The organism is Chromobacterium paludis (assembly GCF_008275125.1).
GTDB classification, from domain to species: Bacteria; Pseudomonadota; Gammaproteobacteria; order Burkholderiales; family Chromobacteriaceae; genus Chromobacterium; species Chromobacterium paludis.
In genome coordinates, this window is record NZ_CP043473.1 from 3,222,115 (window position 1) to 3,239,870 (window position 17,756).

Sequence of the window (17,756 nt, forward strand, 5' to 3'; positions counted from 1 at the left end):
TAAACAAGCTTCCTCTGATGGCGGAACGCCCCTTTGGGGCTTCCACCCTACCGGCAAGCCATGGCCCGTACTATCGAGATCCAGCCCTACCACCCCGCCTGGCCGCAACGCTTCGCCGCCGAAGCGGCGACACTCCGCGCCGCGCTGGGCGCGCTGGCCGATCAAGCCGTCATCGAGCACATCGGCAGCACCGCCGTGCCGGGCCTGCCCGCCAAGCCCGTCATCGACATCCTGCTGGGCCTGCCGCGGCTGAGCGATCTGGAACCCTATTTCCCGGCGCTGTCCGCAGCGGGATTTCACCATCAGCCGCACATGGCGGCCGCCATGCCGGAGCGGCATTACTTCACCCTGCCCGCCCTGCCGCCGCGCCAGGTTCATTTGCATGCCGTGGCGCTGGATTCGGACTTTTGGCGCGACAAGCTGCGGTTCCGCGACGCGCTGCGCGCCGATTCCACGTTACGGGAACGCTACGCCGCGCTGAAGCAACAATTGGCCGAGCAATACGGCGACGACCGCGCCGGCTATGCCGAGGCCAAGAGCGGCTTCATCAACGAGGCGCTGGCGGCGGCAAAGCGGTAAACTCGCTGCCAAACACCGTAGGGCGGGCAAGCTGGCTTGCCCACGCGGAAACATCCAATCTCCATGGCGAGCCGGCGTGGGCGCATCCATGACTTGCCCGCCCCACTCTGCCAGGAACTTGGCGGAACGCCCGGCCAGGCCGGGCTTCCGCCCTACGATGACACCATGAAAAAACTCGCACTGAAGATAGACGTCGACACCTGGCGCGGCACCCGCGAGGGCGTGCCGCGGCTGATGGAGATTTTGAAGCGCCACCAGGCCGGCGCCACCTTTTTGTTCAGCCTGGGCCCGGACCACACCGGCCGCGCCATCAAGCGCGTGTTCCGTCCCGGCTTTTTGTCCAAAGTGTCGCGCACCTCGGTGGTGGAGCACTACGGCATCCGCACCCTGCTGTACGGCACCGTGCTGCCGGGGCCGGACATCGGCAAGCGCGAGGCGGCCTTGCTGCGCGGCGTGCGCGACGCCGGCTTCGAGGTGGGCATCCACTGCTGGGACCACATCAAGTGGCAAGATTACGTAGCCGGCAAGGATGCGGCCTGGACCCGCGCCGAAATGAAAAAAGCCGCCGACCGCTTCCGCGAAATCTTCGGTGAACCGGCGCGCACCCACGGCGCGGCCGGCTGGCAAATCAACGACGCCGCGCTGGCTTACCAGAAAGAGCTGGGCATGGTCTACGCGTCCGATGGCCGCGGCACGCATGCCTTCCAGCCGGTGGACGCCGCCGGCCAACCGCTGGGCGTGCCGCAGCTGCCCACCACCTTGCCGACGCTGGACGAGCTGATAGGCCTGGATGGCTTGAGCAACGACAATGTGCACGAGCATCTGCTGAAACTGACTGAAACCGCGCCGGAAACCGGCCACGTCTACACCCTGCACGCGGAGCTGGAAGGCATGCGGCTGATGGACACCTTCGACCGTCTGCTCGCCGGCTGGAAGCGTCAGGGCTATGAGTTAGTCAGTTGCATAGACCTGTTCCACAGCCTGGACGCCGCCGCGCTGCCCAAGGGCCGCGTCGTCATGGGCGAAATCCCCGGCCGCAGCGGCACGCTGGCGCTGCAGGCATAAGCCGCGCATCGCCCTCAAGACAAAGCCCGCCGATTGGCGGGTTTTTCGCATATTGGGCTAGCCACTCACGCGCCTTTTGGCGAGGGACCATACTGATTGCCGCCCGCTTGGCTATCCTGGCAGTGAAACATCAGCAAGATGAGGACGCCGACCACAGGAATGAACATGATCCACAGCCACCAGCCGCTGCGGCCGATATCGTGCAAACGGCGCACGGAGACGGCTACAGACGGCAGGAAGATCGCCAGCGAGTACATATTTGTCAGCCACTCGCGCGGATCGCCCAGCACGCGGTGCTGAATGACCAAAAGCATAAGACTGATGATCAGATTGGTCAGCGCGAAATACCAATACTCCTGCCGCCGCGCTCGCCCGCCGAACACCGCGTACTTGGACAAGACTGAGAAATACCAATGCATCGTGATTCGCTTTTCAGGCTTGCGGACCGACACGCATGCCAATGCCGCGCCGCGGGATTCGAGTTCAAGGCATGCCTCGCCATGCTATATGCATGACAATGCCAAGTAAATTGATCGCCCGATATTCTCAAACCCAGCAGGAGCCCTGCCATGGACACCGCCCAAATCGAACGCCTGCTACTGATCAGCCTAGCCTTCCACTACGCCATCCTGATCCTCTGGTTCAGCGTTTTTTATTTCCGCCGCAGCTGGCTGTACCGGCTGCACAGCCGTTGGTTCCACCTGTCCGAGCCCGCCTTCGATCTGCTCAACTACGGCGGCATCGGCCTCTACAAAATCCTGGTCTTCGTGTTCAACCTGGCGCCGTTGGTCGCATTGTGGCTGAGCACGCCCTGAATGCGAAAACGGCGGCTGTCCGCAGACAGCCGCCGTCATATCGGGAAGCTTGGCGCTATCAGTGATCGCGCTTGTTCAAGTGCAAAGTCAGCGTCAGCCCGCCCTCGCCATCATTTTGCGACTGGATGTTCTTCAAGGTAATGCCGGCAGGCAGCAACACGCTGATGCCATGGCCTACGCCATAGCGCGACAGCGTCTTCTCCAGTTGCTTGGCCATGCCCTTGGCCGGCAGCCGCGCCTCGTCGTCCAGCTCGAAGCCGTACGATTCCGCCGCGCTGCCCAGCGCCACTTCCACTTGCTCGCGCGGCACGAAGCGCTCGGCGGCGGCGGTCAGCGCCTTGGCCTGCACCTCCTCCGGCTGGCTTTCCACCAGGGTCAGCAGCTCGTCCTTGAAGCGCGCCTGCTGCATCGGGTCTTCGATCTCGCTGCTCAGCTGCTCCACCACGCTGGCCAGCATCTTGCTGCTGGACGCCTTGTCCGGCACCCGCAGCGCCTTCAGGAAATCGTCTAGCCAGAACTTGGCTTCGCGGCTCAGCCGGTCCACCGCGTACACGGTGGGACCGTGCTCCAGAATCAGCGCGCCCTTGTCTATCAAACGCGGATTGATGCCGGAAGCATGGCTGATGTCGAACACGCCGCCGCCTTCGATGATGGTGAGGAAGTCGTCGCGGATCTCGGACTTGAACACGCCCAGCGCCTTGATTTCGCGATCGCCGTCGGACAGGCCGGCAAACTGGATCACCAGCAAGTCGCCGGCGCTGATATTGGGGTGCTGCGAGCGACCGTACAAATGCTTGGCGATGCGCTGCGACACTTCCAGAAAGTCGATTTCGCCGCGGAAGAACTGGCGGCTGTAATGGTAGACCTCGTTCAGGTTCAGATCGGTCTCGTGCACAAACTGGTGCTTCTTGCGATCCGACACGATGCCCTTCAGATAGCCGTCCAGCAGCAGGCCGGACACTGCCTCGTCCACCGCCGTCGTCCGCTCGGACAGCTGCAGCGGTTCGCCGCGCGTCGGATTGCCCACCCGATGCACCACCATGGCCTCCACCCGCGATTCCGCAATGATCATGCTCATCTTCTTCCTCCGCTAAACCGTGCCGGCGATTATGCCCGCCGCCGTGGCTCGAACGCAAAAAAGCCAGGCGTGAAGCCTGGCTTTTTGCTGAATCTGGTGGAGGGAGAAGGATTCGAACCTTCGAAGGCAGAGCCGTCAGATTTACAGTCTGATCCCTTTGACCGCTCGGGAATCCCTCCAGAGCGGCGCATCTTATCGGCTTGTAATCCGGCTGTCAACCATTCACCGCATGCGGCAGGCGCGTTGATATGCCGGCCACATTGAGGTCCGCCACCGTGAAGGCATGGCCCAGCAAATACGGCCGGTCCCGCAGAGCCTGTTCCAGCCTATCCAGCGGCCGTTGCAAAGCTTGCGCGGCGCGCTTTTGCTCGGCCGCGTCCCGCAGCGCTTCCGGCAGCCACTGGCCATGCTCCATCCAGCTGACATAGGGCGCCTCCAGCGAAGCCTGCCCCCAGAACGACCACTGCAACGACAAAGCCTGGCCTTGCTCGTCCTCCGGCCACAGCCGGCCGTGCTTGCGCGCCAGATAGAGATTGATCGCCAGCGATTCTCCCTGCACGAAACCTTCATCCACTAAAGCCGGAATGGTGCCGGCAGGGTTGATGGAGAGATAGTCTGGATCTTTCGCGCAGCGTTCCACCGCCAAGGGATGGTGGACAAACTCCACTTCCATTTCGCAAGCCATCCACAACGCCCGCAAGGCGCGCGAATAGCTGGTGCCGTATATTTCCATGCTCAAACCGAAATTACAAAAGCATATCACATGCCGCCACGCGGCTCTCATCGCCCTCCATTCACAAAATGACCCGCCGCGCCTCCTGCGCCCAATGACGACCGCGCTGGAAATGGCAGCATTGGCTGATTTCACGCTGGAACAACCAGGGATAAAAACGGTACAGATAACGCATCTTCGGCCTCGCCTTTCATGACAAGTTGATGATGCGGTCCAGAGTAATGGCTACACTATGCGGGATAAATAGCCAATTCCAGACTGATTGTCCTGATATGAAAACAATGCCCTCGCCCGACAACTTGCTGGCCTTCGACGCGCTGGCGCGCGCCGGCAGCTTCACCGCCGCGGCCGATTTGCTGGATTGCAATAAAAGCCTGGTCAGCGCGCGCATCAAGGAGCTGGAGCGGGAAATGGGCGCGGCGCTGGTGCTGCGCAGCACGCGCAAGGTGGCGCTGACCGAGGCCGGCGAGAGGCTGCGGCCGCATGCGGCGCGGCTGCGGGAAACGGTAGCGCAGGCGCGCATGGCGGTGGACGAGACGCAAAGCGGCCTGGCCGGCCCGCTGACCATCAGCACCACTTCGTCCCTGGCCCAATACGTGCTGGGCTCGGCGCTCAGCGAGATGGCCACCGTTTATCCGGAATTGAAACTGTCATTGCAGGTGAACAACCGGCTGCAGGACCCGGTGGCCGACGTGCTGGACTTCTGCCTGCGCTCGGCCCGTTCCCACACGGTGCACGACGAAAGCCTTGTGGCGCGGCTGGCCGGCTACGCCAGCGAAAATCTGTACGCCTCGCCGGCCTATCTGGCGCGCCACGCGCCCATTCGCCAACCCGCGGACCTGGCCGCGCACCGGCTGCTGGTGATGGAGTCCGAACAAGAAGGCGGCTTGCTGCTGAAAAGGGGGGAGCAGCTGTTGCGCCAGCCCATCGCCGCCCAGCTCTATCTGGACCACTACCCCTTGCGCGCGGAGCTGGCGCTGGCCGGACACGGCATCACCCTGCTGGCCGATTATTCCGTGCAGCGGCACCTGGCGCGCGGCGAGCTGGCGCGCGTGCTGCCGGAGTGGTGCTGCGACTACTGGCCCATCTATTTAGTCCATCCCTTCCGCACGCCGCTGTCGCGCAAGTACCAGACCTTCATCGACTTCGTGCTGCCGCGCGTGGCCGCGGCGCTGCCGGAGAATCGTCTTCAGCCCAGTCACGAGGGCCGCGCCAACAGCACGCGGTAGAACTCGACGAAAGCCCGCGCGGCGGCCGGCGCGTGGCGGCCCGGCGGAAACACCGCGTAGACGCCGCCCTTGGGCAGGGTCCATTGCGGCAGCAGATGGACCAGCCTGCCCTGCCGCAAATCCTCCTGCACGCTGAAGGAGTCCATCACCGATAGGCCGGCGCCGGCCAGCAGCAGCGCGCGCAAGGACGCGCCGGAGTCCACCTTGATCCGCCCGCGCATCCGCACCGTCTCCTCCGCGCCGTCCGCGCCGGAGAAACGCCAGGTCAGCGGCGTCTTCAGCAGGGTCAGCGCCACCCAATCGTGTTCCGTCAGCGCGCGCGGATGGCCGGGCGCGCCGCGCTCGCGCAGATACGCCGGCGACGCCACCAGCTGCTGGGCGAACTCGCCCAGCTTCAGCGCGCGCAGCGAGGAGTCGCGCAGCGTGCCCAGGCGTATGCCCAGGTCCATGCCTTCCGCCACCAGGTCCACCATGCGGTCCACCGCGTGCAATTCCAGCTGCAGGCCGGGGTGCTGGCGGATGAATTGAGTGGCCGCCGGGGCGACCGATTCCGCCATATGGCTGACCGGCGCGGTCAGCCGCAGCACGCCGCTGAGCTCCGCCGCGCCATGCCCGGCCTGCAGCAACGCGTCGCGCAGCGCCGCCAGCGCGGGCTGCGCGTCCAGGTACAAGGCCTGGCCGGCCTCGGTCAGCTTCACCCGTCGCGTGGTGCGGGTGAACAGCGTGCTGCCCAGCTGCGTCTCCAGCCGCCCCACCTGCAGGCTGACATTGGCCTTGGTCATGCCCAGCCGCTCGGCGGCCGCGGTGAAGCCGCCGGCCTCCGCCACCGCCGCGAAGACCTGCAGCCCCTCCAGATTGCTTTCTGCGCCTCGTCCCATTTCAACTGTCAATTTTTCAATAACAATCAATTATGGTTTGAGCCGTTTATCGAATCAATTCAAAAGCGCATCATGCCGTTCATCAGCGCTGCGACGCGGCGCTTCCATTCGATACCAAGCAAGGAGTCTCACCATGAAAATCGCACTGATCGGCGCCAGCGGCTATGTCGGTTCCGCCCTGTTGAACGAAGCCCTGTCCCGCGGCCACCGCGTCACCGCGCTGGTTTCCCGCCCGGAACGCATCGAGGCGCAGGCCAATCTGGACGCCGCCAAGGTTGACGTGCAGGACAGCGCCGCGCTGGCCGAACAGCTGAAGGGCTTCGATGCCGTGATCAGCGCCTTCAGCGGCCACGCCCAGGCCGAGCAATTCGACTACTACGTCAAGGGCATCCGCTCCGTCATCGCCGCGGCCAAGGCCGCGCAAGCGCCGCGCCTGCTGGTCGTCGGCGGCGCCGGCAGCCTGGAAGTGGCCCCCGGCGTGCAACTGGTGGACACCCCGGAATTCCCGGAACAATGGAAGGCTTCGGCCCTAGGCGCCCGCGAAGCGTTGAACCTGCTGCGCGCCGAGACCGAGCTGAACTGGACGCTGCTGAGCCCGTCGGCGATGCTGCAGCCGGGCGAGCGCACCGGCCAGTTTCGTCTGGGCCAGGACCAGCTCTTAGTCGACGCCGAAGGCAACAGCCACATCTCGGTGCAAGACTACGCCGTCGCCATGATCGATGAACTGGAAAAGGGCGCGCATCCGCGCAGCCGCTTCACTGTGGGTTACTGAATTTATCCCGGTAATGAAAAAGCCGCTACGGTTAACCGTAGCGGCTTTTTGTTCGAATCCGCCTCGCGGATGATGATTTTCAATGCCGGGGCTGCCCGGCATGCAGGGAGGGGATATTTGTGTGGCCAAATATCCCCTCCACCCCTAAAGGCCACCCTGCAAGCCTGGCCTGCGGCTTCCCGCCGGGTCCCGTCAGGCCCGAGGCGCGGCTGAACTCGCCCCGTGCTAACGTCGCGGGGCTCAAACAGGCAGCCGCTTAAAACCTCGGGCCTGCCACCCAGCGGCAGGCTTGACGGGACTGGGGCGCATCACAAACGCACTGCTCCCCACAAAACGCTGTGTGCAGGTGGTTAAAGCTTGAACCGCCCCACCACCTGTTCCAGCGCCTGCGACAGCTGCTCCAGATCCGCCACCACCTGGCTGGCGCGGCCGATTTCGGCGTCGGACTGCGAAGCCTGGTTGGACATCTGCTCCGCCGTGCGCGCCATGTCCTCGGTCGCCTTGGACTGCTCGCTGGCCGCGTCGCGGATTTCCGCCGCCTGGCGCACCACCAGCTGCATGCTGGACTGGATCTCGGCGATCTGGCGCTGCGCCGCTTCCGCCAACTGCACGCCGCCCTGCACCGCGCCATAGGTCTGCGCCACACGCTCGCGCGCCTGGCCGGAACCCTGCTGCATGCCGCTGACCATGTCGTCGATTTCCACCGTGGCCTGGCTGGTGCGCTCGGCGAGCTTTCTCACCTCGTCCGCCACCACGGCGAAGCCGCGGCCCTGCTCGCCGGCGCGCGCCGCCTCGATGGCCGCGTTCAGCGCCAACAGATTGGTCTGATCGGCGATGTCCTTGATCACGCCGGCGATGCTGCCCACCTGGGCGGAACGGCGCTCCAGTTCTTCCATCACCGTCTTCACCTCGTCCATGGACGCGGCGACGGAGCCGATTTCCACGCTGACCTTGCCCACCGCCTCCGCGCTTTGCGAGGACAGCGCGCCGGCCTGCTGCACCGCCTCGGCCGTGCCGTGGCAGTTGCCGGCGATGTGGCTGACGCTGACCGACAGCTGTTCGATGGTGGCCGCGGTGGTTTCGCTGAGGTCCGCGTTATAGCGCGAGCCCTTGGACAAGCTCTGCGTCATGCGCGTCAACTCGCCGGCGCTGCGGTGCAGCTGGCCGCTCTGCTCGCGCACTTGCAGGAACATGCCGCGCAACTGCTCCATGAAGCGGTTGAAGGCCTCGGCCACCTGGCCGGTTTCGTCGCGGCTGGCCACCGGCAGACGCAGGGTCAGGTCGCCCTGGCCTGAGCTGAGCGAGCGCATGGCATTGCGCAGTTCCACCAGCGGGCGGCTGATGAAGCCGGACACCCACCAGATCAACAGCAGCGACAGCGCCATCACCACCAGGTCCACGCCCATCACCCAAGCCGTGGTGCGGCTCACCGCGCCGTACACCTCGTTGGGGTCCATTTCCACCACGGCGAACCAATCCGCATTGGGCATATAGCTGGAAACCGCCAGGCGCGGGCCGTCCGGCCCGTCGAAATGCACCAGGTTGAAACCGGTCTTGTTCAAGAGCTGCGGCGCGACGCCGGCCATGCCCGGCAGGTCGGCCAGCATGGTTTTCTTTTGCATCAGCGCCGGGTCGCGGTGCAGGCGCACCTGGCCGGAGGCGTCCACCACGTAAACCTGGCCATGCTCGCCCACCGCCATCTTGCGCACGCGCTCGGCCATCTGGGTCACGTCGAAGCCCAGCGCCGCCACGACGCGGTGGCCGGGCTGGTTCTTGTTGGCCAGCACGTTGACGAACATCATCACCTGCTGCTTGCCGGTTTCCGATCCCAGCGTGAACTGGCTCTCGCGGCCGGAGGCCAGGAAGTCGGCCAGCCACTTGTCGTTGCCCTTGGGATCGGCCTTGACCGTGCCGTGGTCGATATAAATGTTCAGCGTGGCTTCGGAAGTCCAGGAGATGATGGCCGCGCCGGAGGTCTGCATCAGCGCCTTGGCGTAATGCTGCCAGGCGGGAATGCCGGACTCCGGCTCGCCGGCGGCGGTCCAGTCCAGCAGATAGGTATTGGCCGCCATCTGGCGGGTCTGGCTCAGCGGCTGCGAAATCGACGCATCCAGCTCGTTGCGTATCGCCTCCACCGTGGCCTTCAGCTCATGTTGTTCCAGCCGCTCGGTCAATGCGGACTTGAACATGCTGGAGGATACGGCGCCGGTGATGGCCAGCGAGACGAGCAGGATCAGCGCCACGCTGACCAGGATTTTCTGTTTGACCGACCAGTTCTTGAACATCTTGCTGGCTTCCTGACTGAATAAATGGATGCAAACCCGGCAAGCTGGCTCGCCGGGCGGAACAAAGGCAGGCGGACGAAAAATCGGTCCACGCATTCGCCATCATGCGCCTGCCTGCAGCCGGCGATGCTGAGTCGGATCAATCGCTTGCCGCGATCTTGAACTCATACCACCGGAATTACGGCGGCAATTGTAACAAGGACATACATCGTCAAGATGAATATCTTCAAATAAATAACTTCATGTTGAACAATTGCCACACTGTCCGGCTCAGCCCTGCCGGCGCGCCGGTTCGCTGTCGTGCAGATAGCGGGTATAGATGTCGCGCGGCGGCTGCAGGCCGCAGTCTGCCAAGATCCTGCCCACCGCGCCGCGGTGGTAGCCGCCGTGGGTGACCACCTGCAGCAGCATCTCTGCGCGGCTCATGCGGCCTGGGTCGCCGTCGGTGAAGGTGAAGTCCACCGCGTCGGACAGCGACGCCTCGGACAGGCCGGACGCGTAGTCTATGTACCAGGCGTCGGTTTCGCGCGCGGCGGCCAGCAGCGCCGCCAGCTCCGGCGTGTCCGGCGTATTGGTGGCGGCGTAGCCGTGCGGCTGGCCAGTCAGATTGCCGCGGAAAATCCGGTCCACCACGTGTATGTGGTTGAGAATGCGGATGGCCAGATGGCGGCGGTCGGGATGGGCGGCGCCGTCCAGCTCCGCCACCTTCGCGTACAACTCCTCATCGGCCCAGGCCTTGTAGCGGAGCAAGGAGGGAAACAGGTCGGGACTCGTCATGCGCTGGTCTTTCGCTTGGAGGAAAGACCGGATTGTCTCACGCAGACTTGCCATTGTCCTGCGCGCCATAGGCGCGCAAGAATATCGCCACCGCCGACGCCACCCAGGCCGGACGTTTCTCTTTGGGCGCCAGTTCATCCACCAGGCCGGTAATCATCGCCACCTGGCATTCCGCGTGCACTAGGCCGTGGAAGTGCATGGCGGCCGTCCACGGCTCGGCTTCGCGCAGCCTGCCGGCCCGCATCTCCGCCGCCATGAAGTCCGCCAGCTTGCCCCAGCCCACTTTGGGGCCATTCTCGTAGAACAGCTTACCCACCTCCGATCGGCTGCCGCTGCCCATGACGATGGCGCGCAGCGCGCGCAGCTCGGGGCTGAACATATTGTCCAGATAGGCCTCGCCGAAGTCCTGCAGCACGGCCGCCAGGTCGCCGCCGGGCACCAGCTTGAAATACACCTTGGACATCTCGCCGGCCAGGCTGCCCATCACTTCCAGGAACAGCTCCTCCTTGGACGAAAAGTAGTTATACAGCGTGGCCTTGGAGCCGCCGGCCCGCGTGGAAATTTCCGACATCGACGCCGCTTCGTAGCCGCGCTCCAGGAACACTTCGGTCGCGGCGGCGACGATCGCCTGCCGCTTGCTTTCGCTTTTTGTACGCATACCCACCCTTAAACTGAACCGTTCAGTTCAACTTCACTTGACGATATCCTTGGTCGGGAATATAACTATACCGTACCGTACAGTTAAAACAAACACCCGGATAGAGATTATGAGGATTCCCCGCTCCGCATTGCCGCCGCGCCGCCTGATTCCGCCCTTGGCGGCGCTGGCCTTGCTGGCCGGCTGCGCCACGACGCCCGATATGGGGCCGGCGCCGCAAGCCAAACCGCTGCCACAATACCAGATATCGCAAAGCCTGCCCCTTCAGCAGGGTCAATGGGCCGCCACCCAATGGTGGCGCAAGTACGGCGACCCGCAGCTGGACCGGCTGATGGACGAGGCGCTGAGCCAGGCGCCGGACCTGGCCGCCGCCCGCGCCCGCGTCGAGCGCGCCGAGGGCCAGGCGCAGCAGGCCGGCGCCGCCCAATGGCCCGGCGTGGAGCTGAACGCCTCCGCCAGCCGCGCCAAACAAAGCTACAACAACGGCCAACCCGCCCCGGCCGGCTTCAACACCAGCGGCCGCGCCGCGCTGGATTTCAGCTATGAGCTGGATTTCTGGGGCAAGAACCGCGCCGCCGTCGCCGCCGCCACCTCCGAACTGACTGCCACCCGCGCCGACGCCGCCCAGGCGCGGCTGATGCTGACCACCTCGCTGGCCGCCGGCTACGCCGAGCTGGCGCGGCTGTTCGCCGAGCGCGACGCCGCCGCCCAGGCGCTGGACGTGCGCGGCCATACCGCGGCGCTGCTGCGCGAGCGGCGCCAGCAGGGCATGGAAACGCTGGGCAGCGTGCGCCAGGCCGAATCGCGCGAGGCCGCCGCCCGCGCCGACCTGGCCGCCGCCGACGAAAGCATCGCGCTGCAGCGCCATAGCCTGGCGGCGCTGATGGGCGCCGGGCCAGACCGCGGCCTGGCCATCACCCGCCCCGCCGCCAATTTGTTTCGCGAACAGCGGCTCCCGGACACGCTGGCGGCCGAGCTGCTGGGCCGCCGACCGGATCTGGCGGCCGCCCGTCTCCGCGCCGAGGCCGCGGCCAAGCGCATCGACGTGGCCCAGGCCCAGTTCTACCCCAACGTCAATCTCACCGCCTATGCCGGCGCCCAGTCGCTGGGGCTGGGATTGTTCGACAAGGCCGGTTCCGGCATAGCCGGCTTCGGCCCGGCCATCAGCCTGCCCATCTTCCGCGGCGGCCAATTGCAGGGCCAGTATCGCGCGGCGCGCGGCGACTACGACGCCGCCGTGGCCAGCTACGACGCGACCTTGAGCCAGGCACTGCGCGAAACAGCGGACGCCGTGAGCAGCCAGGCCGCGCTGACGCCGCAGCTGGAACAGCGCCGGCTGGCGCTGCAAACCGCGGACGAAGCCTACCGCGTCAGCCAGAACCGCTACCAGGGCGGGCTGGCCAATTACTTGGACGTGCTGAACGCCGAAGACGGCGTGATCGCCGCCCGCCGCAGCCTGGCCGCGCTGGAAACCCGGCGCTTCACGCTGGATGTCGCCCTGATCCAAGCCCTGGGCGGCGGCTACCAAGAAACCGAACCCGCCCGCTGAGGCGCCGGCAAACCACACTAGGACTACCCACCATGAGCGAAAACGTACAAGCCCTGCCGGCCTCCCAAGCGCCCGCCGCCGCCGGCAAACCCCTGCAGCGCAAGAAGCTGTTCACCCTGCTGTTCGGCGCCGTCGCCGCGGCGGCCATCGCCTACGGCGGCTACTGGACGCTGGTCGGCTCGCATCACGTCAGCACCGACAACGCCTATGTCGCCGCCGAGATCGCCCAAGTTACGCCGGAAGTAGCCGGCACCATCAAGGAAGTCAGAGTCGTCGACACCCAGCCGGTGAAGGCCGGCGACGTGCTGGTGGTGCTGAATGACAGCGACGCCCGCCTGGCGCTGGCCCAGGCCGAGGCCGACCTCGCCCGCGCCGAGCGCAGGGTGAAGGGCTATTTCGCCAACGACGAAGGCTTGAGCGCCCAAGCCCAGGCCCGCGGCGCCGACGAGGCCCGCGCCGCTGCGCAGCTGGCCGCCGCCCGCGCCGATCTGGCGCGCGCCCGGCTTGACCTGCAGCGCCGCCAGGCCCTGGCCAAAAGCGGCTCGGTGTCCGGCGAGGAACTCAGCAACGCACAAAACGCCTACGCCACCGCAGAAGCCAATCTGAAGGCCGCCGAGGCCGCCAGCCAGCAAAGCGCCGCCAATTACCGCGCCGCCGTCGGCAGCCTGAAAGCCAACCAGACCCTGACCGCCGACACCACGGTGGACAGCAACCCGGAAGTCATGCTGGCGCGCGCCAAGCGCGACCAAGCCAGGCTGGACCTGCAGCGCACGGTGATCCGCGCCCAGGTGGACGGCGTGGTGGCCAAGCGCCAGGCCCAGGTGGGCCAGCGGGTGCAGGCCGGCACGCCGCTGCTGTCGGTGGTGCCGCTGCAAAACGCCCACGTCGACGCCAATTTCAAGGAAGTGCAGCTGAACAAGGTGCGCGTGGGCCAGCCGGTGGCGCTGACCGCCGACCTCTACGGCGGCAAGGTGGTCTACCACGGCAAGGTGGCCGGCCTGTCCGGCGGCTCCGGCTCGGCCTTCGCCATGATTCCGGCGCAAAACGCCACCGGCAACTGGATCAAGGTGGTGCAGCGGCTGCCGGTGCGCATCGCGCTGGACCCGGCCGAACTGAAGGCCCATCCGCTGCAGGTGGGGCTGTCGATGGAAGCCACCATAGACGTCAGCGAGTGAGGCCATCATGTCTAGCGCGAATCCCACGGCCGGAGAAATCCAGCGGCCGCTGAGCGGCAATATGCTGTGGCTGGCGGCGCTGGTGCTGGCCGCCGCCAACTTCATGGTGGTACTGGACACCACCATCGCCAATGTGTCGGTGCCCAATATCGCCGGCGGCCTGGCGGTATCGTCCAGCCAGGGCACCTATGTCATCACCTCTTACGCAGTGGCCGAGGCCATCATCGTGCCGCTGACCGGCTGGCTGGCGGCGCGCTTCGGCACCGTGCGGCTGTTCGTCGGCTCCATGCTGCTGTTCGGCCTGTTCTCCATGCTGTGCGGCTTGGCCGGCTCCCTGGAAACGCTGGTGCTGTTCCGCGTGCTGCAAGGCCTGGCCGGCGGCCCGCTGATGCCGATGTCGCAAACGCTGCTGCTGCAGATTTTCCCCAAGCAGAAGGCCGGCGCGGCGATAGGCTTGTGGAGCATGACCACGCTGGTGGCCCCCATCATGGGCCCCATCCTGGGCGGCACCCTGTGCGACCAGGCCAGCTGGCCGTGGATTTTCTACATCAACGTGCCCATCGCCCTCGGTTGCGGCTTCCTGGGCTGGAGCCTGCTCAAGCGCTACCAGAGCCAGACGGCCAAGCTGCGCATCGACGTGGCGGGCCTAGCGCTGCTGATGCTGTGGGTGGCGGCGCTGCAGCTGATGCTGGACAAGGGCAAGGAGCTGGATTGGTTCGGCTCGCCCTTCATCATCAGCCTGGCCATCACGGCCGTCATCGGCTTCGCCGCCTTCCTGATCTGGGAGCTGACCGAGGCCCAACCCATCGTCGACCTCAGAGTGTTCCGCCACCGCGGCTTCTGGGCCAGCGTGCTGACCATTTCGCTGGCGTTTGGATCGTTCTTCGGCGCCACCGTGCTGACGCCGCAGTGGCTGCAGGGCTATATGGGCTACACCGCCACCCAAGCCGGCTATGCCACAGCGATGAGCGGCGTGCTGGCGGTGATGGTGGCGCCTATCGCCGCCCAGCTGTCCTCGCGGCTGGACCCGCGCAAGCTGGTGTTTTGCGGCGTGATGTGGCTGGGCTGCGTCACCCTGTACCGCAGCTTCGCCAGCACCGACATGGGCTTCTGGCAGGTGGCGCTGCCGCTGCTGTTCCAGGGCCTGGGCATGCCGTTCTTCTTCGTGCCGCTGACCGGCCTGGCCCTGGCCAGCGTGGAGCCGGCGGAAGTGGCCTCGGCGGCCGGCCTGATGAGCTTCATGCGCACGCTGTCCGGCGCCTTCGCCACCTCGCTGGTCACCACCGCCTGGGACGACAAGGCCAATTACAACCATGCAGAGCTGGTCGGCATGGCGGACAGCGGCGGCGACGCGCTGCGCGCGCTGACCTCAAGCGGCCTGTCCGACGGCGCGGCCTGGGGCACCATAGAACACACGCTGCAGACGCAGAGCATCATGCTGTCCACCAACCAAATCTTCTGGCTGTCAGGTCTATCCTTCATCGTGGCCGCCTGCGCCATCTGGCTGGCGCCCAAACCGGGCCGCGTGGCGGACACCAGCCAGGCGCATTAAACGTTTCACCGTTTTCACCAGCTTGCCCCGCGCCCTTGTGGCCGGGGCTTTTTTCGTCGCCATGCCCCGCAAACAACAACAGCCCCTTGCGGGGCCAGGCTAGTTGCACGCCATGCCGCGCTCAATCGTCGCGCGTCAGCACTTCCAGCAACTCGATCTCGAAGACCAGATTGGAATTCGCCGGAATGCGTTCGCCGATCTGGCGCTCGCCATAAGCCAAGTGCGCCGGCACCCACAGCTTGCGCTTGCCGCCCACCTTCATGCCCATCATCCCCTGGTCCCAGCCCTTGATCACGCGGCCGGTGCCGATCACGCACTGGAAGGGCCGCCCCTTGTCGACCGAGGAGTCGAACTTGCTGCCATCCTCCAGCCAGCCGGTGTAATGGGTGGTGATCAAGGCCCCGCGCACGGCTTCCTTGCCCTCTCCCAGCACCAGGTCTTCCATCTTCAATTCTTCGCTCATTGCTCTTGTCCACAAAACGCCGCGCGGGCGAAACCGATATTGTAACCTGCGCGGAGAGACATGAATCAGGCGTCCCCGGCCGGGGCGAAGTCCGGATCGGCAATGCGGCCGACGCAGCGTCATGCACGGCGAGGGAGGTTTGCCACCGCCATGCGTCTGCAAAAAACTGCTACGCAGGGCCATCCCGCCTAGCGGGCCAAGCAGTCGACGCCAGCCCAGGAGACTATCTGGCGGCGGCGCTGGCCATCGACGGCGCCAGTGAACTACATTGACGGAAACCGCAGGAAACGCCGCCGCATGAAACTCTCCGCTCTGCTATTGCTGGCCTGTTATGCCGCCGCCGCGCCAGCGGAAACGCTGGTCATGGGCATAGGCGACCAGGCTTTTCCGCCGTACAAACTGGGCGACGCCACGCTGAACCCGCGCCACCCCGGCCTGTCGGTGGAGCTGATGCAGGATGTCAGCCGCAGCTGCGGCCTTGCTCTGGACATCCGCCTCTTGCCAGGCGCGCGGCTGCTGAAAGAGTTGGAAAGCGGCGATATCGACGCCGTGATGATGCTCTCCTACTCCGCGGAGCGCGCCGCCTATGCCGTCTATCCCATGAAAGCGGGCAAACTGGACGAGGCCCGCCGCCTGGCCACGCTCAGCTATGTGCTGTACGCCCGCAAAGACAGCGAACTGGGCTGGGACGGCCGCCAGTTGCCCAACCTGCGGCGCAGCGTCGGCACCAATACCGGTTGGTCCATCAATAAAGACTTGCAGAAAATGGGCATTCCGGCCGAAACCGCCAACAGCGTGGAGCAGAATTTCGACAAGCTGGCCAACCGGCGCATCGACGCCTACGCCGTGCATGAATCGCTGGGCGACGCTTATCTGCAGCACCATCCGTCCCTGCCCATCCGCAAGCTGGAGCCGCCGATCAGCACCAAGCCCTACTTCCTGCCCTTTTCGCGGCAATACGCCGCCCAACATCCCCGCCAGGCGGATTGCTTGTGGAACGCCATCGCCCGCAGCCGCGACGAGCAGCTGCGCCGCCGCATCGCCGCTTATCTGGACGCCAAGGACTGACGCCGCCCTCTCGGCGGCGCGAAGCGCCGTCAACGCTCAGGGCCGCTCCAGCAGGTAGCAACCGAAGCCCAGCGTGTCCCGTCCCCAGTTGAGATAAATTTGCCGCCAGCGGCGCATGCGCTCGGCAAACGCCTCATGCTCCGGCGCCTGCGGATGCCGCGCCAGGTAGCGCATCATCGCGTTGTAGTAGCCGTCCTCGTAGGCGTCCCATTCCTCTTCCCCGCAGATGGCGGCCTGCAGCAAGCGGTATCCATGCGCCCGCGCCCGCGCGGCATTTTGCTCATGCGTGCCGAAATCGTCCTCGCCGCCGCCCAAGGCGGCCAAAAACTCGGGCGCCGGGCGCTTTTTCCAATAGCAATCGCCCAACAGCAGGCGTCCGCCCGGCTTGAGCCAGTCGAAAGCGATGCGCAGGCAGTCGTCGAACGAGCCGAAAACCTGGGAGGAGCCCACGCAGAGCATGGCGGCATAGCCTGCCGGGGGGCGCGGCTGCTCCAGCACCGGCCGCTTGACCAGCGCTAGCCGGGAGGCGTCGGGAAAGGCCGCGCGCGCCTCGTCGAGAAAGGCCGGATTGAGATCGATGCCCAGACCGCGCGCCGGCGAGATGGACAGCGCGTCGCGCAGCAAGGCGGCCTTGCCGCAGCCGGCGTCGAGAATGAGGTCCGAGGCGGACAGGCCTTGGGTCAGCCCGCGCAGCAAGCCCGCGGCTCTGGTGCGCGACAGCGGGCTGAGATAGTCGTGATCAGCGTGGGCGAGGGTGGTGAAACGGAAGGGATCGTGTTCGGGTGTGGACATGGCGGCCTGCGGTAAAAAGAGAAAGAATTGTTTTTTCACACTGCGCTTTGTCCAAGGCTTTCATCCCAACACCTCCAATCCGTTTTGTTCGCTTTATAACCAAACGTCATCCTACTGGATCGCCGCGCGGCCCCCCATGGTTTCGCATCCGGCGCGGCAGGATATCCGCGCCAGGCCGCAAGAATGCCATTAGAATGGACCTGCGTAGCCGGGGAACTCCCCACCCCGCCCGTTTGCCTACCCGGTAGTCGCTTTGCCCGGCGGACGCCTGTCCGCCACCCGGTTTTG

Annotated in this window: 18 protein-coding genes and 1 tRNA gene; 9 read left to right on the top strand and 10 right to left on the bottom strand. The window is 65.6% G+C overall.

From position 1 onward, the window contains the following. The first annotated feature begins 60 nt into the window (after nucleotides 1–60). The gene (locus tag FYK34_RS15210) at nucleotides 61–579 is read left to right on the top strand and encodes a GrpB family protein (RefSeq protein ID WP_149297831.1); all 519 of its coding nucleotides are present in this window, start codon (nucleotides 61–63) and stop codon (nucleotides 577–579) included. A 165-nt stretch (nucleotides 580–744) separates the two neighbouring features. Further along, complete coding sequence (locus FYK34_RS15215) at nucleotides 745–1,644, top strand: 4-deoxy-4-formamido-L-arabinose-phosphoundecaprenol deformylase (protein WP_149297833.1); 900 nt, start codon at nucleotides 745–747, stop codon at nucleotides 1,642–1,644. Nucleotides 1,645–1,709: 65 nt separating this feature from the next. Here FYK34_RS15215 and FYK34_RS15220 read toward each other — a convergent pair whose 3' ends face one another. Further along, entirely contained in the window at nucleotides 1,710–2,096 is a 387-nt protein-coding gene (locus FYK34_RS15220; RefSeq protein ID WP_231137282.1) for a DUF805 domain-containing protein, read from the bottom strand. Between the two features lie 117 nt (nucleotides 2,097–2,213). Between FYK34_RS15220 and FYK34_RS15225 the strand changes: the two genes are divergently transcribed. Beyond that, nucleotides 2,214–2,459 carry a DUF6868 family protein gene (locus FYK34_RS15225; protein ID WP_149297835.1) on the top strand — a complete coding sequence of 82 codons (246 nt, stop codon included), beginning with the start codon at nucleotides 2,214–2,216 and terminating at the stop codon, nucleotides 2,457–2,459. 58 nt (nucleotides 2,460–2,517) lie between these two features. On the opposite strand, the gene FYK34_RS15230 is transcribed toward FYK34_RS15225, so the two are convergent. The 3 genes from FYK34_RS15230 to FYK34_RS15240 form a co-directional block, all read right to left on the bottom strand. Beyond that, nucleotides 2,518–3,537: a nucleoid-associated protein gene (locus FYK34_RS15230; RefSeq protein ID WP_231137283.1), complete on the bottom strand. Its 1,020-nt coding sequence runs from the start codon at nucleotides 3,535–3,537 to the stop codon at nucleotides 2,518–2,520. Nucleotides 3,538–3,631: 94 nt separating this feature from the next. Then, a tRNA-Tyr gene (locus FYK34_RS15235) sits at nucleotides 3,632–3,716 on the bottom strand. A 35-nt stretch (nucleotides 3,717–3,751) separates the two neighbouring features. Beyond that, nucleotides 3,752–4,270 carry a glutathione S-transferase family protein gene (locus FYK34_RS15240; RefSeq protein ID WP_168209764.1) on the bottom strand — a complete coding sequence of 173 codons (519 nt, stop codon included), beginning with the start codon at nucleotides 4,268–4,270 and terminating at the stop codon, nucleotides 3,752–3,754. A 272-nt stretch (nucleotides 4,271–4,542) separates the two neighbouring features. On the opposite strand from FYK34_RS15240, the gene FYK34_RS15245 reads away from it, so the two are divergent. Then, the gene (locus FYK34_RS15245; protein ID WP_149297839.1) at nucleotides 4,543–5,499 is read left to right on the top strand and encodes a LysR family transcriptional regulator; all 957 of its coding nucleotides are present in this window, start codon (nucleotides 4,543–4,545) and stop codon (nucleotides 5,497–5,499) included. Here the strand turns inward: FYK34_RS15245 and FYK34_RS15250 are convergent. After that, nucleotides 5,469–6,377, bottom strand: coding sequence for a LysR family transcriptional regulator (locus FYK34_RS15250; protein WP_231137284.1), 909 nt, complete (start codon nucleotides 6,375–6,377; stop codon nucleotides 5,469–5,471). The two genes, FYK34_RS15245 and FYK34_RS15250, sit on opposite strands and share 31 nt — an antisense overlap. A gap of 133 nt (nucleotides 6,378–6,510) precedes the next feature. Between FYK34_RS15250 and FYK34_RS15255 the strand changes: the two genes are divergently transcribed. After that, nucleotides 6,511–7,149, top strand: coding sequence for an NAD(P)-dependent oxidoreductase (locus FYK34_RS15255; protein ID WP_149297843.1), 639 nt, complete (start codon nucleotides 6,511–6,513; stop codon nucleotides 7,147–7,149). Between the two features lie 350 nt (nucleotides 7,150–7,499). Here FYK34_RS15255 and FYK34_RS15260 read toward each other — a convergent pair whose 3' ends face one another. The 3 genes from FYK34_RS15260 to FYK34_RS15270 form a co-directional block, all read right to left on the bottom strand. Further along, entirely contained in the window at nucleotides 7,500–9,434 is a 1,935-nt protein-coding gene (locus tag FYK34_RS15260; RefSeq protein ID WP_168209765.1) for a methyl-accepting chemotaxis protein, read from the bottom strand. A 270-nt stretch (nucleotides 9,435–9,704) separates the two neighbouring features. Continuing rightward, entirely contained in the window at nucleotides 9,705–10,211 is a 507-nt protein-coding gene (locus tag FYK34_RS15265) for a DinB family protein (RefSeq protein WP_149297847.1), read from the bottom strand. Between the two features lie 37 nt (nucleotides 10,212–10,248). Beyond that, complete coding sequence (locus FYK34_RS15270) at nucleotides 10,249–10,869, bottom strand: TetR/AcrR family transcriptional regulator (RefSeq protein ID WP_149297849.1); 621 nt, start codon at nucleotides 10,867–10,869, stop codon at nucleotides 10,249–10,251. A gap of 109 nt (nucleotides 10,870–10,978) precedes the next feature. On the opposite strand from FYK34_RS15270, the gene FYK34_RS15275 reads away from it, so the two are divergent. Genes FYK34_RS15275 through FYK34_RS15285 form a run of 3 tightly spaced genes read left to right on the top strand, consistent with a single transcriptional unit; the run spans nucleotide 10,979 to nucleotide 15,145 of the window. Further along, nucleotides 10,979–12,418 carry an efflux transporter outer membrane subunit gene (locus FYK34_RS15275; RefSeq protein ID WP_149297851.1) on the top strand — a complete coding sequence of 480 codons (1,440 nt, stop codon included), beginning with the start codon at nucleotides 10,979–10,981 and terminating at the stop codon, nucleotides 12,416–12,418. A 32-nt stretch (nucleotides 12,419–12,450) separates the two neighbouring features. Beyond that, complete coding sequence (locus tag FYK34_RS15280; protein ID WP_174774524.1) at nucleotides 12,451–13,593, top strand: HlyD family secretion protein; 1,143 nt, start codon at nucleotides 12,451–12,453, stop codon at nucleotides 13,591–13,593. Nucleotides 13,594–13,600: 7 nt separating this feature from the next. Continuing rightward, nucleotides 13,601–15,145 (top strand): DHA2 family efflux MFS transporter permease subunit, encoded by a 1,545-nt coding sequence (locus FYK34_RS15285; protein ID WP_149297853.1) that lies wholly within the window; start codon nucleotides 13,601–13,603, stop codon nucleotides 15,143–15,145. Nucleotides 15,146–15,266: 121 nt separating this feature from the next. Here FYK34_RS15285 and FYK34_RS15290 read toward each other — a convergent pair whose 3' ends face one another. Next, on the bottom strand, nucleotides 15,267–15,608 hold the full coding sequence (locus FYK34_RS15290) for an FKBP-type peptidyl-prolyl cis-trans isomerase (RefSeq protein WP_149297855.1): 342 nt from the start codon (nucleotides 15,606–15,608) through the stop codon (nucleotides 15,267–15,269). Between the two features lie 297 nt (nucleotides 15,609–15,905). Between FYK34_RS15290 and FYK34_RS15295 the strand changes: the two genes are divergently transcribed. Further along, complete coding sequence (locus FYK34_RS15295; RefSeq protein WP_149297857.1) at nucleotides 15,906–16,676, top strand: substrate-binding periplasmic protein; 771 nt, start codon at nucleotides 15,906–15,908, stop codon at nucleotides 16,674–16,676. A 36-nt stretch (nucleotides 16,677–16,712) separates the two neighbouring features. Here FYK34_RS15295 and FYK34_RS15300 read toward each other — a convergent pair whose 3' ends face one another. Next, complete coding sequence (locus FYK34_RS15300; RefSeq protein WP_149297860.1) at nucleotides 16,713–17,468, bottom strand: class I SAM-dependent methyltransferase; 756 nt, start codon at nucleotides 17,466–17,468, stop codon at nucleotides 16,713–16,715. Between the last annotated feature and the right edge of the window lie 288 nt (nucleotides 17,469–17,756).